The 14256-nt window shown below is 40.7% G+C and carries 11 protein-coding genes; 8 read left to right on the forward strand and 3 right to left on the reverse strand.

The annotated features are described in order from the left end of the window. The first annotated feature begins 118 nt into the window (after positions 1-118). The 6 genes from AACV12_RS00265 to AACV12_RS00290 all read left to right on the forward strand — a co-directional run bounded on the left by AACV12_RS00265 (position 119) and on the right by AACV12_RS00290 (position 7914). A complete protein-coding gene (locus AACV12_RS00265; protein ID WP_013855685.1) occupies positions 119-958 on the forward strand; it encodes a 23S rRNA (adenine(2030)-N(6))-methyltransferase RlmJ in 840 nt (279 codons plus the stop codon). A gap of 110 nt (positions 959-1068) precedes the next feature. Further along, positions 1069-2421: a glutathione-disulfide reductase gene (gene gorA / locus AACV12_RS00270; protein WP_026028187.1), complete on the forward strand. Its 1353-nt coding sequence runs from the start codon at positions 1069-1071 to the stop codon at positions 2419-2421. An 88-nt stretch (positions 2422-2509) separates the two neighbouring features. Continuing rightward, positions 2510-3712 carry a tyrosine-type recombinase/integrase gene (locus tag AACV12_RS00275; protein ID WP_170901214.1) on the forward strand — a complete coding sequence of 401 codons (1203 nt, stop codon included), beginning with the start codon at positions 2510-2512 and terminating at the stop codon, positions 3710-3712. After that, complete coding sequence (locus tag AACV12_RS00280; protein WP_017048234.1) at positions 3709-5388, forward strand: hypothetical protein; 1680 nt, start codon at positions 3709-3711, stop codon at positions 5386-5388. The genes AACV12_RS00275 and AACV12_RS00280 overlap by 4 nt, the downstream gene beginning before the upstream one ends. An 11-nt stretch (positions 5389-5399) precedes the next feature. Then, entirely contained in the window at positions 5400-7514 is a 2115-nt protein-coding gene (locus AACV12_RS00285; protein ID WP_017048233.1) for a hypothetical protein, read from the forward strand. Next, positions 7486-7914: a hypothetical protein gene (locus tag AACV12_RS00290; protein ID WP_017048232.1), complete on the forward strand. Its 429-nt coding sequence runs from the start codon at positions 7486-7488 to the stop codon at positions 7912-7914. Before AACV12_RS00285 ends, AACV12_RS00290 begins: the two co-directional genes overlap by 29 nt. A 35-nt stretch (positions 7915-7949) precedes the next feature. Here AACV12_RS00290 and AACV12_RS00295 read toward each other — a convergent pair whose 3' ends face one another. The 3 genes from AACV12_RS00295 to AACV12_RS00305 all read right to left on the reverse strand — a co-directional run bounded on the left by AACV12_RS00295 (position 7950) and on the right by AACV12_RS00305 (position 11958). Then, entirely contained in the window at positions 7950-10154 is a 2205-nt protein-coding gene (locus AACV12_RS00295) for a S8 family peptidase (protein WP_017048231.1), read from the reverse strand. Positions 10155-10171: 17 nt separating this feature from the next. Further along, positions 10172-11272 (reverse strand): AAA family ATPase, encoded by a 1101-nt coding sequence (locus AACV12_RS00300; protein ID WP_017048230.1) that lies wholly within the window; start codon positions 11270-11272, stop codon positions 10172-10174. A gap of 164 nt (positions 11273-11436) precedes the next feature. Continuing rightward, complete coding sequence (locus AACV12_RS00305; RefSeq protein ID WP_017048229.1) at positions 11437-11958, reverse strand: hypothetical protein; 522 nt, start codon at positions 11956-11958, stop codon at positions 11437-11439. A gap of 102 nt (positions 11959-12060) precedes the next feature. Here AACV12_RS00305 and AACV12_RS00310 point away from each other — a divergent pair, with 102 nt between their 5' ends. Together AACV12_RS00310 and AACV12_RS00315 are read left to right on the forward strand one after the other, a co-directional pair. Next, positions 12061-12378 (forward strand): helix-turn-helix domain-containing protein, encoded by a 318-nt coding sequence (locus tag AACV12_RS00310; protein WP_170901217.1) that lies wholly within the window; start codon positions 12061-12063, stop codon positions 12376-12378. 136 nt (positions 12379-12514) lie between these two features. Beyond that, entirely contained in the window at positions 12515-14020 is a 1506-nt protein-coding gene (locus AACV12_RS00315; protein WP_234782746.1) for an anti-phage dCTP deaminase, read from the forward strand. The last annotated feature ends 236 nt before the right edge of the window (positions 14021-14256 follow it).

The raw sequence follows: 14256 nt of genomic DNA on the forward strand, positions 1-14256 counted from the left end.
TTGTTTATCTGAAATAGTAAATATAGGTAGGTTCAGCAATTTTCAATAGTGGCGTATAATCAGCCAATACGTTTGATTGATGAAACACACTCCATTTGGGGTGTTTTGAGAGCCTATTTTGCTAAGTTATCGCCACAGTTTTCACGCGGGCAACCACGCGGATGTATTAAAGCATATCGTACAAAGCCTTATCCTCAATGCATTACAGCAAAAAGAGAAGCCTTTTGTTTATCATGACACCCACTCTGGCGTGGGCCGTTATGACTTGACCCATGAATGGTCAGAAAAAACCGGTGAATATAAACAAGGGATTGCTCGTATTTGGCAACAAAATGTAACGCCACCCGCCATTCAAAGCTACCTTGAGGCAGTAAAAGCACTCAATGAAAGCGAAGAGTTACGCTACTACCCCGGCTCACCGCGCGTAGCGCGTGCTCATCTACGCGCGCAGGATCGTATGGTGCTCACTGAATTGCATCCGAGCGATTACCCTTTGCTCGAGCAAGAGTTCCACCGAGATCGTCAGGTATCGATTTACAAAGAAGATGGTTTCCAACGCTTAATCGGTAGCCTGCCACCGAAAGAGCGTCGCGGCTTAGTGTTGATCGATCCCCCTTACGAATTGGCCAAAGAGTACAGCGATGTCGTAAGAGCCATTGCCCAAAGTTATAAGCGCTGGGCGACGGGTATCTACGCCATTTGGTATCCCGTAGTGAATCGCGACACCATTGATGACTTGCTTGAAGGGCTGGCAAGCCTCGGTATTCGCAAAATCTTACAAATTGAATTGGGCGTGTCGCCAGACACCCATGAACGTGGCATGACCGCTTCAGGCATGATAGTGATTAACCCACCGTGGACACTAGAAGGGCAAATGCAGGAAATTTTACCGTTTCTTCAGCAAGCGATTGCCCCGGTAACCGGTCATTTTAAAGTCGAATGGGTTGTACCAGAATAAACTGACCCAATCTATCAAAGAAGTAGAGAACCTTTTTCGCCTTGCTATGGTTGCCAACACCGTACAAAACCAAGGTCAAACAGGATGAAAAAAGAATAATGGAGAAAGTAATGACAACGCATTTTGATTATATCTGTATCGGTGGTGGCTCTGGTGGTATCGCTTCAGCGAACCGCGCGGCAATGTATGGTGCGAAAGTCGCACTGATTGAAGCCAAAGACCTTGGCGGCACTTGTGTCAACGTCGGTTGTGTTCCGAAAAAAGTGATGTGGCATGGCGCGCAAATTGCTGAAGCAATGCACCTTTATGCCAAAGATTACGGCTTCGATGTCGATGTCAAAGGATTGGATTGGTCAAAACTGATCGAGAGCCGCCAAGCGTATATTGGCCGTATTCATCAATCATACGACCGCGTATTGGGCAATAATAAAGTGGAAGTGATCCGCGGTTTCGCACGCTTTGTTGATGCAAAAACCGTAGAGGTAAACGGTGAACACTACACGGCAGATCATATCCTGATTGCCGTTGGCGGACGCCCAACGATTCCGGCGATCCCAGGGGCACAATACGGCATTGATTCCAATGGTTTCTTTGACTTGACCGAACAGCCTAAACGCGTCGCGGTTGTGGGCGCAGGTTATATTGCGGTTGAAATCGCGGGCGTACTCAACGCACTCGGCACTGAAACGCACCTTTACGTGCGCAAAGAATCACCACTGCGCAGCTTTGATCCCATGATCATCGAAACACTCACTGAAGTCATGGCGGCGGAAGGCCCAACATTACATACTCATTCAGTGCCAAAAGAAGTGATCAAAGAAGCCGATGGCAGCCTGACTCTACACCTTGAAAATGGCCAAAGCCAAAACGTTGATACGCTCATTTGGGCAATCGGCCGCCACCCAGCAACCGATGCGATAAACCTAGCAGCAACGGGTGTGGCAACTAATGCACAAGGCTATATTAAGGTTGATGAGTACCAGCAAACCAACGTCGCGGGCATTTACTGTGTCGGCGATATCATGGAAGGCGGTATCGAGCTCACACCAGTTGCCGTCAAAGCAGGCCGTCAACTTTCAGAGCGCCTGTTTAATGGCAAAACCGATGCGAAGATGGATTACAAACTGGTCCCGACCGTGGTCTTTAGCCATCCGCCAATCGGCACAATTGGCCTCACCACGCAAGAAGCCCAAGCGCAATATGGCGAAGAGAATGTCAAAGTATATACCTCTAGCTTCACGGCCATGTACACCGCCGTCACCTCCCACCGTCAACCATGCAAAATGAAACTGGTATGCGCTGGCCCTGAAGAAACCGTTGTTGGCCTACATGGCATCGGTTTTGCGGTTGATGAAATGATTCAAGGCTTTGGCGTAGCCATGAAAATGGGTGCAACCAAAGCCGATTTTGATTCAGTTGTGGCAATACACCCAACGGGTAGTGAAGAGTTTGTTACTATGTAGATCATGGTCTGGAAAATCCACCCTGTAGATTTGTAATATCTGGAAACCATACTAGCCTCAATAGAGTTCAACACTCTGCGAGGCTAGTATGGTTACGATTATCCACTCAAAAGATTTTAATGTTCCTCGCATATTTCCCGCGTCAAAAAATTCAAAGGCTTTCTTATTAAAAGGCTTTCCAACTTTCTACTCAAGCGAAAATGAGTACATTCTTCCCGTCAATCTCTGGCTAAATTATCTTCAAAACATCAGAAGCATATCTGACATTTCTTGTTGCGTTAGAGCAATGAAAAGGTACTGGCAATTTCTTGAAGATACAGGGTGTGCTTGGAATGCTTTTCCTCCCACAGATTACCTCAAGCCTACATACAGGTTTAGAAACGATAACTTACTTAAGTCAGCTAAAAAGGGAGAGATAGCATACTCAACTGCATCGCTATATATGCTGCAAGTAATTAAGTTTTATGAATGGGCGGCTCACGAACGTTTTATAACTTTTACGGAAGATAATAAACCGTTTAACTATCAATTAGTTCATATCGCAAATACAGGGATGATGAACCACAATAGCCCTAAGTTTGTTGTTCGCTCCACAGATTTAAGAATTAGGAAACCAGCCAAGAACGAAAACCAAAGACTTAATCCTTTATCAAAAGAAGAACTTGCTCAATTTGCAACCTGCTTAACAGGTTATTCAGAAGAGTTCATCATCCATCAACTACTACAACTTCAGTCAGGGTTAAGAGTCGAAGAAGCATGCACATTCTCTATTGCTTCCGTAGTAAAACCAGACCCTAGCTCAAATAGATTCGAAGTAGAAATCGGTCCTTCCAATGGGGTGCATACAAAATTTAAGAAAACCAGAAAGGTAGAAGTTCCATTTTCACTGATGCAAAGAATGTACTATTACAGCGTCTCAGAACGTCGATTCAATCGAGCCCAAAAAACCAACCAAGAGCACTCTACCCTTTTACTCAATAATCGTGGAATACCCCTATGTAGCAATAATATTCAACAGTACTTTCGCCGTCTACGAGAAGATATTAAGAACAGGTTTCAAACATCATTCGCTCATAGAACACATGACTTGAGAGCAACGTATGGAACTTACCGGCTAGATGCTCTTTTAGATCATCTAGCTGTTGGTGATGCGCTAGCGCTAGTAATGGCTTGGATGGGTCACAAGGATGACAAAACAACATGGAAATACCTTAAATACCTTCGCAAAGAGAAAGCTAATCAATCAGCGATGGTTCTCCTTGATCAGATTCTAGAGGAGTCTCTTAAATGAGCTATTCTCCCCCTACTTTGACCATAAGAATGCGCACCGGTATTGATCAGTATTTTACATATGATTTCACTCGATTTTTTTATCATGGTGTAGCCTTTAAAAGGAGCTTTGAATCGGCAAGGCCAGCAAACCGTGATGATGATGTTTTGCGTTGGTACCGATTTTTTAATGGTACTAATGAATATTCGGATCTTACCAAGCAAAGCTACCTTCGAGACTTTGCTCTCTTTGTTCGTTATTGTGATTCAAAGAACCTTCGACCTGAGAGCCCGGAAGCAGTTGAGTCTTTAGAAAGGCATTTAATAGAGCAAGTTAGAATTGAAAAAATGAATGTGAATTCCGCGAGAAAGCAGATTTCATGTGTTAAAAAATGCTTAGAAAGACTGGGGAACCCTAGCTCAACTTGGTTCTCGCCTTATACCTTGTTTCGCTCTGAAATAAACCCAACCGAAAGTTATTCCGATCAAGAGTTAAGTGTTCTTATAAAAGTCATCTATCGTTTTTTTAACCAGCTATCAAAACAAATCTTAGATGAACCAGAAAAATTCCTTCAAGCTACAACCAATAAACGTATTGGAACCTTTATATACCAAGGGTTTACCCATGATATTGCATCCCCCATAACAAAATGTTTTAGCGCAGCTTATTTCTTACTAGCGTATTACACATGGGGAAACACAACCGTGCTACTAAACATGACCAAGCCAAAAGAAAAAATTTATGAAGGCGGAGCTTGGTTTGAGCAAAGTGTATTGAAACCTAGAGCAAATAAGTTTATATCAGTTTCAATTGGTGACAATGGCACTTACCACGTCCCCAAGATAGCTCTACGTTTTTTTGAGCAACTTCTTAAACTTAGCGCGTCAATATCAACCGATTCTCACTTGCTATATCAAGGAAAAGCAGCACCATTGCAACAAGGTCATATTCAAACATTCTCAAATTGGCTGCAACAAACATTTTCTCTGATGACCGATGATAACAAACCACTAAGACCAACAGCATCGAGATTCCGAGCTAGTGGTAGCTATCGATATTTAGCAAAGACTGGCAACGCAGTAGAGACATCTCTTTTATTGGGAAACACTCCACGCACATTCAATAAACACTACGCATCGGGCAATACTGTAGAAAATGAAAAACAGCTTCTGGCAGCAACATACACAATAGAAGGAATAGCAAAGTGTTCTGATATTAATCAAGCAAAAGAATATGCAAAGAAAGAACTAGGTATTGAGGTTCTCCCATATGAAGAGTTTTTAAACAAATATTCTGAGTCTAATGGTCAAAAAACCGTACTTGGTACTGGGTGTAAGAATGTGTTCTCTGCACGTGTCGATAAATATCGGAGAAGAAATCATTTTAATCCAAAGGACTTTGTTGTTGATCATCTAGCGTGCTCGGACATCCACAACTGCTTCAACTGCGAAAACCAAGTAATAATAGAGAGTGTCGAAGACATCTGGTGCCTTTTAAGTTATCGAGAATCAATCAAGGACTCAAAAGTTTATCATTTAGACGAACAGCATTTTTCCAACAATTACTCCGCCCTCCTCGCATCAATTAATCGCATAATCTTCACAATTCACCCTAAAGTCAAAAGGCTCGCAGAGAAAAAGCTTGAAAACGAAGGCCGTCATCCTCTTTGGCCAGACGGTATCAATATTGACTTCTAGGAGAGTACATCATGACACCTCTTTTTGAGCTACCAAAAAACATCCTGCAAGAAAACATTTCTGAGTACAAAAGAATAATTCAGCTTTATGTAGACAAACAATACCGAGAGCTAGAAAGCGTTGTTGTCACCAAAAATTATGATGGTTCTACAAAAAGTTACATGGGGGATGAAGAATGGAATTTTCAAGCTTATCTTGATGCAAGAGTCACCTATAAAAAAACTATCGTATTTTCCAAAATCGAAGATGACAGTTTAGCTAGAGAGATGAAGCTAATTTGTTTCTCATGGTTGTACATCGCTGGTCACCATAGAAAAGGTGCTGTAATAAAGCCATCAACTCTCATTGCTCGTTATTCAAAGCTATGCATTGTATATAAGTTTCTAGATAGCGAAGGTTATACGTCTATAGGGAGCCTTACTTCTAATTTGGTCTTTAGCCAGTTTTGTATATTCGTTCGAAGCCAGAATTACAGTGTCGCTCAAGTGGAAGGCTTATTTAATGCAATTATGCATGCCGGAAAAATAGCAAGATATTTGCCCATCAACCTAGTTCTTCCAGATGGTTACACACAAACTACCTTTTCTAGAGAGACAACCGGAAAAACTAGACAAGACAGTAAGAATCAGTTTTACGCAATTCCCACTCGCCTAATGGAAAAGATATATAGTCATTGCTTTGGATTGATCGAAAAGTACTATCCACACAAAGAAGCATTACACGAGTTGCTACATGATATGAGACAAAACTACGAAGAAGGTAAGCGTAGGGTTGATGATAAAATTAAAGCCGGTACTTGGCGCTGGCTGGACGAATCCTCGCCAGATTATCGAGTAGAGGTCAATAAACATCAGCCTTTTAGCTATAGTAGTATTTTTCAAGCTCACCTAGAACAATCTGAACTAGCGAAGTTGTTACCAAAACACGCAGTAAAAGTTCAAGGAAAAGTAATTGAGTTACAAACTGCTTGCTACATTGTATGCGGTGCACTAACAGGGATGCGTCGCTCAGAGTTATTCTGCCTTCATTCAAACAGCTATAAAGAAAAAGAAGTATATGGACGTACTTATAGCGTTCTTCAGTCTGAACAGCATAAATTTAGCCAAGGTTTAGGAAAGAGTGCTGAGTGGGTAACAACGCCTTTAGCACGAAAAGCAATCGAACTTGCAGAAGCCATTTCTCGATATATGAGGATTCAGTTATTAGAAGACGATAATCCCATGAGCAACTATGATTCAAGTTGCTTGTGGTTAGGGCAAGGAAGAAAAGCCCAAAAACCAATTATTCGTCAAGACGGAAGTATGCGTAGACATTTCAACAGATTATGTAAGGATGCCGGCGCAATTATTACAGCCCAAGACTTGATAGAATTTGAAGTTATAAATCCAAATAGAGAACCTAATCATGCCGACGAAAGGATTGCTGAAGGTTGCGTATGGCCATTAACGACCCATCAACTTCGTCGCACTTTTGCTGTATTTTCAAAACGCCACAATCTTTGCAGCGATATCGCAATTAAACAACAGTTTAAACATTTAGACTTACCTACAACAGAATGGTATGGCGAAGGCGGGCTCGCTAGTAAAATTAAAGCCCTACAAATAGACACTGAACTGCAGTCTTTTCTGAACGATGTTATTCAAGAATCTACAACACAAAAAATCCATGAATGGTACGAAGGGAAGGAGTCGAACAATCTTATGGGGCATATGGCTGGGTCTATCAATAAGAATCGGCTGACCCTTCCTCAAAAGTATAAATCTTGGGATGCGATAAATGAGCACGTTAAAGCCGGTCGTCTAAATCTCGTTGGTACACTACACTCATATTGCATGGCTGGATATGAGTGCCAGATGCATAAGATAAGTTCGCCCGCGAACTGCATGAATTGTGAAAACCAACTCATAGGCCAAGAGCAAGTTGAAAGTTGGCAAAAACGTCATGCTTGGGTTTCTCAACAAGTTAAAGATATGGATGCTAGCGGCACATTAACAAGTTCGATGTATTCTCATTTCATAACCCAGATTAGAGCGGCAGAAAAAGTACTGCACCGATTTAAAATTCCATTCGAAAAGTTCGACATAGGAAGCGACCAGTATGAGCAAGTCCCAAATTACGAGGGTTGAGCTTGAAAATGCGCTAAAGCGTATTCTAAGTGGGCAAACCGAACGTATAGATCCAAATAGAAAAATTTCTGTCAAAGCCGTAGAAGAAGAAGCAGGATTGGGTGATGGATCCGCTTATTACTACAAAGACATAGTCTCAACGATAAAAGAGACGGCGATCAATAACTCACCAAAAGCCAAAAAGCAGAGCATCTACGAAGAAAAAATCTCAAACCTTAGAGAGCGCCTGGCTAATGAAAAGCGATTGAAAGAAAAGTACTACAAGCAAGCTGAAGACTACAAAGAGAAGTTAAGTGAAATGGCCAGTCAGCATAACCAATTGGCCTTAATGATTCAGCAGTATCAATACAAATTTGCTGAGCTAGAGTCGACTGTAGTTCAAGATATAAAAAACAAATAAGTGGCACTCATTCAGAGCACCACTTATTATGTTAGCTAAATTCTTACTTGCGGAGTAATTGATATTCTAGGTTCGATTTCGGTAAGAATATGAGCATAAGCCGCCATAATATCCGTAAAAAGCGGTTTGTGTTTAGGAGCTTCTAACGTAACAACAAATGCATACTTAATTGTCGGTGCTTTTGCGCCATTTATCTCCCCCCCGCCATCCCTTGCCATGTAATGAAGCTCAAAAGCTGGCTCATCAAGTATACTGCCTAACTTATTTTTCTTTGCATGAAGAACCGACTCCCATTTGGCAGCATCTCGTCTAAGTTCAGCTTCTGTTGCAATCTTAACTTGTTGAAAAAATCCTTCTTTTGGTTTTCCTTGTTTTGGAGCCCAACTGATTTCAACCCCAGCCTTTGTATACATGGATGAATCTTGAGGATCTACAGGAGTAGAAAAACAACAGGTTGCACTTATAGTGACCTTGCCATTGATACCTGAATCCGGAAGCGGTAGTGGCACACGCATATATTTACCAGGCTTCAACTCTCCCTGATACAAAATACGTGCGACTCCATCAGGAGATTCGATTAACTGTTCAATGTCATCAGGTACTTTCCCCCACCCCACTTCGGATACATCGTGAGACTTACTATCTGCGGCATTAACTAAAAGAGCTTTTATTGCAAGTGGAGACAAACCATGCCCCATGATCGCCCTAATACCCACAGCTTTTCTTAGTACATATGGTGAAGCAAAACTTGTCCCTTGGACAGGAACAGTCCGTGGTTGAATACCTGAGGCTATTACATGAAAATAGTCTTTAGGTGACCCACCAAAGCCCAATAAGTCTGGTTTAACCCGACCGGGAGCTCTTCCCGGCCCAATAGCGCTGTATGAAGCTCTAGACCAATCGGCACTCAAAGAATCAGCAGCCCCAACCGCTACAGCATTAACACTGTCTGAAGGGACTTGAATTCTATTTAACTGAGTCTCATGATCCGCTTCACCGTTATTACCTGCAGCGACAGTTAAAAATGTATCACCATCAGCTAAATAGCTATCAAGTAAAGAAGTCCAAGCATGAACTTCATCGTCTTCAATAGCTAAGTCAGGCCCCAAACTCAAATTTATAAATTCGTACTGCCGAGAAAGAAGAATATCTTCTATATGACCAAGAGTACGATAAAGCTCGAACGGATCTTCTTTCTCAATAAAAGAGTCCAAAACCCTATGGTGATCTATATATGAGTATGGTCGGTTAGCCGTTTTTGCAGGATCAATTGGCCCGAATAAAAATGCCGACGAAACTCCGATTCCATGTTCTGGCCCCCCCTCACAGTCCGACGCAGTAGCATCTGAGAGTCTATAATCACGAACCCACTGGCTTAATGAATGGTTCGAAGGTAATCCACCATCCAAAATGGCCACTTGGACATCATCTGCAATTGGTGGCTCTATTGGTAACTTAACAGGTGAAGGTACAGACATAGAGCGAACCATCGGCTGAAATGCTCTTAGCATTGGCATAGGTCTAGCAACTCGAACAAATGGATGCTTTGCTAATTTAGATAAATTGCTTCCTAGACCAATCATTGGAACAAACCAAAGATTTGACACTGATATAGAAATATCTTCATCAGGTTCAAAACCAATCGAACGGGCATAATCCATCACTGAAGATTTTATAAAATCACTAGAACTTCCAGGTATTAATTGAATTCCAATTTCGAAAACTTTGCTGTCTTGTAATAGCCCCGGTTTAATTTTTGACTCAGGGTCAACAGTTTCAATACTCCAAACTTTCTGTAGATCATCCGCCCCAGGTGTATCTTCCGAAAATTTTTTTAGCTTTTGACCAAACTGTTTAATCTGTTCTCGCTTACCTGTAATATATAAAGCCGTAGTAGGCGAAACTTCTGGTTCACCTTTTTTGGCCCAACGATCTGGCTTAACTTCCGCAGCACGACTACCGATAGAGCGGACGCCAACTTCTCTCAACAGACGTTTAGGAAAGTGACCTTTCGCAATATATGATGGGTGTAGGGTTAGCTTAGTAACGACATAGTCTTTCGGACATAGAGAATCATCATATTGATTAACTTCCTCGACTACCTGTTCAAATTGAGGTGCAAGCCGTTGAATCGACTCCTCTATTGTATATAACCCACCCTTAGGTGGATTCATTTTAGGTGGAGGAGTAAAACTAGTAAGCTCTTCAGCTTTACCAATAATATAGTTTTTCTTCGGCATGCACTTTCCTTAGACTTTTAATTCAGTCGCTTACGAATAGTATCTCGGCTACATCCAAACAATTTGGCCGCTTTTTGCTGCGCCATTCCTGTTTCTAAAACAGCTTTAACAGCTAGTTCAATCCGTTCTGCTCTAGATTTGGATTCAATATCGGGAAAAACAGAATCAATAATATTCTGTTCGAATCCTTTAGGATTTAAGATCCGCATCTTACGAAGCTTATATACAACTCTTCGAATATTACTATACGATGTTCCTGACAAACTTAATTGAATTAAATCAATCCAAGAAGAGAACTCTTCAACATCTGATTCAAGGAAGTTTGTAACAGCCTCTTTGACTAATTTTTGACTAGGGTTTTCAAAAGTAACCTCTACGTCAAATCGTCTCCATAACGCAGGATCGACTAATTCAGGGTGATTAGTGGCAGCGACAAGAAGACCACCAGTAGGCCACTCTTCCAACTCTTGAAGCATCACTGTAACCAAACGTTTTAGTTCACCTACATCTGCCTCATCACTTCTTCGTTTTGCAATGGCATCTATTTCATCAAGTAATAACACGCAAGGATGTGACTTAGCGAAATCTATAACTTTCCTAAGGTTACTACCTGTTTTACCAAGATAGCTACTCATCACAGCTGTTAAATCAAGAACATAAAAAGGTAAGCCTAGTTTTTTAGCTAACCATCTTGCAGTCATTGTTTTACCGACTCCAGGAGGCCCTTGAAAAATAATAGAGCTTGCAGGACTTAAACCACTTGCAGCCAAAAGTTCACTGGAATTCCTTTCTTCAAGAATGTTCTCTAATGTGTGTTTTAAGTTTCTATCTAATAGCGGTTCTTCACCAGAAAAAGTGCTATCGAACGATTTAAGCAAAGGAATCGCACTATCAGAATTAGGCTCAAACAAACCATCTTCTTCTTTTCGAATGTCACGACGTAAAATACCACCAGATCTCGCAGGTTGAGATTTAAGTAACGCTTCGATTTCTGAGCCTAATTGAGAATCTACTTTTCTCAATTTTCGAACCATTTTCGCGAGATAGAGTCTGACGTCAGATTCTTTACCTGATAAAGCTAACCTAGACAGTGCCAGTAGTTCATTTGAACTAATCATTGTTCTCTCATCCCAAACAACCCAATAAATGACCAATAAATGACCAATAAAATAATAATAACACCATTCTAGTCACTTCATATAAAAAATCCAGCTATAACAGGGAAAAAAGGTGACTAGATTTAAATAAAAAAAATAAAACTAGTCACCTTTGAATTTGAACCTTAGATTTGTTGCTGCATTGTGCCAAGGACATTCCTTAAAACATTCACTTTTCCAATAAGATGCGCTGAGCGACTACGAGCCTTTTGAAGCATTACAGAAACAGGCTTGTTAAGGCTGGGAAATCGAACGCATAACGACTGATATTCTTCTATTTCTCCAAGCACAATTTCCAAATTGCGATTATGCTGAACTAACTCTGACTCTAAAACTGAATAATTCTCACTTTGTAAGCTATCATCCTGGACTAGACAAAACCTCTTTTTAGGCTCAATACTCATCGTTTTAAAGATATCCGACACAAAATATCTTTTATTACGCCCATCACCTTTTGAAACGAGCCATCCATTTTTTTCAAAGTGATAAATTTGACGATATAACCTTTTGCGAGCTTCATTTGGATCCCAAGTCATATCGTCCATTGATAAAGAGGCGTTCCTCAACTCTACAACTGAAAAACCATCAATTCCTCTCTCAATCAATAATTTGTACATTATCCCGTTAATCTTCCTAGAACGTTTCATTTCCCACTCATTGCAACCAAAAACTAAGGATTGCTTAGTATACAGAAATCAGCAAAACTAAGAAAATCTTAGTTAACTTGAGTTTTAAGATATGAGCCATAAGTGTCATTCCAAAATCCAATACCAATACGCCTCAAAGAAGCGCGTAAAAGAGCCAAAATCTCACAAAAAATGTTGGGAGTTCGCATAGGTATGGATGAAAGTTCAGCTAGTCCTAGGATGAATCAATACGAAAAGGGGAAGCATACTCCTGACGTCCAGACATTGAAGTTACTAGCGGACAAGTTAGGCGTACCTTTGAACTACTTTTTCTGTGAGGATGAGATTTCAGCCGAATTAGCCGTTTTGATTAGTAAACTTCCAGATCAAGAAAGGAAAACTCTTTTAGAGTCATTAAAAATAGCAATCCAGAAAAGTTAACTCCCCCCGCTTTTCAGTAAAACTCCTTGCTACCTACATCTCACATTTCTGTATAAGACAAGCAATATCCGAATGTAGCTGATAACATATTCAACAACTTCAATATTAATATGTCTGATCTATGGTAACTAAAGAAATGGATGAAAGTATTCTTCATGAAGAACATCTTAATGGAAATTATTCAGACTCTGAGATAGTAATTGGGTTGGTAGGAGCTGTTGGTACCGAACTAGCTGAAATAAAAAAAATAATTACAGATCGTCTTGAGACGTTTAATTATTCTTGTGAAGAAATTCGTATATCACGAGATATTATCTGTTTGTTTGAAGAAATACCTGATGAATTAAGCAACTATCAAAAAGCCAATACTTTGATGTCTGCTGGTAATACTATTCGTAAAAAGAGTGGGGATAACTCAATTCTTGCTCTCGCGGCCGCATCACAAATTAATTGTATAAGAGAGAAATGCTCTACAAGTAATGACCTAGAACCATTAAGGCGCAAAGCATTTATTATAAGTTCTCTAAAACATCCTGCAGAAGTACAGAAACTACGTACAATCTATTCTAGAGGTTTTTATTTAATAGGCATTCACTCAAGTGAAATTAGCCGACGTGACTTCTTGATAGCAAACAAAGGCATGTCTGAAAATGAAGCAAACCGTCTAATTAAGAGGGATGCTGATGAATCAGACAAGCACGGTCAACACACAAGGGACACTTATCATCTATCAGACTTTTTCATTGATTACGGATCCAATAGACATAAGGCTCAGTATGACATTTGGAGAACACTTGATCTTATGTTCGGCAAACCTTTTGTAACTCCAACATTTGACGAGTTTGCTATGTTCATGGCTTTTTCTTCATCTTTAAGATCTGCAGACCTTTCTCGTCAAGTAGGGGCTGTTATGACCAAAAACAAGAATATAATCGCAACTGGAGCCAATGATATTCCTCAAGCCGGAGGTGGCTTGTACTGGCCAGACTACGATTCTAAAGGCGAAAAAATAGTTGATAAAGAAGATGGACGAGACTGGGTAAGAGGATATGATTCAAACGCTCGTGAAAAGAAGATAATAATAAATGAAATTCTCGAAACCTTACCTGACGATGAACTAAAAGAACCCCTGAGAAAGTTACTTAACTCATCAAGGATAAAAGATATTACAGAGTATGGCCGTGTAGTTCATGCTGAAATGGAAGCTATATTAGCTTGTGCAAGAAGTGATATAAGCACAAAGGATGCAGATCTCTATTGTACTACTTTCCCTTGCCACAACTGCGCAAAACACATTGTTGCCTCCGGAATAAAAAGAGTTGTTTATGTTGAGCCGTACCCAAAAAGTAAAGCTTTAGACTTTCATTCTGACTCAATAACACTAGAATCAAATGATGGAAAGAGTGTACGATTCGAACCCTTTGTCGGAGTTGGTCCTAGATCATTTTACGACCTTTTCTCTACAAACCTAGGGGCTGGCCACCCTATAAAAAGAAAAGACTCTGACGGAAATGCTGTGAAATGGAAAGAAAGTGAAGCAGTTTTGCGAATGCAAATGCTATCTACTTCTTACATAGAAAGAGAAACGGCCGCAGCATCTGCAGTGGGTGATTACCGGAGTAAATACAATGAGACAAAATAGTACCTTAGTTGCACATCTTCAAAAATCTAAGAGTCGAGTAGAATCATGGCCGACTTGGAAACAGGAGCAATCTGGCACACAAGTAAGAGCGAAATCTGACCAACCAACGTCAAGCCAAAGCTCTCAAACGCGCCAGCCAGAAGTATTGGAACTATAACATTCCTTGTTTAGAAGAATCCGGTTATTTAATGCCGGATTTTTTATTGACTAAATTTTGAAAGAAGCAGTGCCACAAC

Source organism: Vibrio sp. 2-2(8) (genome assembly GCF_963888495.1).
Lineage (GTDB): Bacteria > Pseudomonadota > Gammaproteobacteria > Enterobacterales > Vibrionaceae > Vibrio > Vibrio anguillarum.

What these genes read in the sequence shown, in the direction of transcription:
- AACV12_RS00300 (WP_017048230.1), bottom strand. Translation starts at nt 11,272, where the DNA reads ATGATTAGTTCAAATGAACTACTGGCACTGTCTAGGTTAGCTTTATCA.
- gorA (WP_026028187.1), top strand. Translation starts at nt 1,069, where the DNA reads ATGACAACGCATTTTGATTATATCTGTATCGGTGGTGGCTCTGGTGGT.
- AACV12_RS00295 (WP_017048231.1), bottom strand. Translation starts at nt 10,154, where the DNA reads ATGCCGAAGAAAAACTATATTATTGGTAAAGCTGAAGAGCTTACTAGT.
- AACV12_RS00280 (WP_017048234.1), top strand. Translation starts at nt 3,709, where the DNA reads ATGAGCTATTCTCCCCCTACTTTGACCATAAGAATGCGCACCGGTATT.
- AACV12_RS00305 (WP_017048229.1), bottom strand. Translation starts at nt 11,958, where the DNA reads ATGAAACGTTCTAGGAAGATTAACGGGATAATGTACAAATTATTGATT.
- AACV12_RS00315 (WP_234782746.1), top strand. Translation starts at nt 12,515, where the DNA reads ATGGATGAAAGTATTCTTCATGAAGAACATCTTAATGGAAATTATTCA.
- AACV12_RS00290 (WP_017048232.1), top strand. Translation starts at nt 7,486, where the DNA reads ATGAGCAAGTCCCAAATTACGAGGGTTGAGCTTGAAAATGCGCTAAAG.
- AACV12_RS00275 (WP_170901214.1), top strand. Translation starts at nt 2,510, where the DNA reads ATGGTTACGATTATCCACTCAAAAGATTTTAATGTTCCTCGCATATTT.
- AACV12_RS00285 (WP_017048233.1), top strand. Translation starts at nt 5,400, where the DNA reads ATGACACCTCTTTTTGAGCTACCAAAAAACATCCTGCAAGAAAACATT.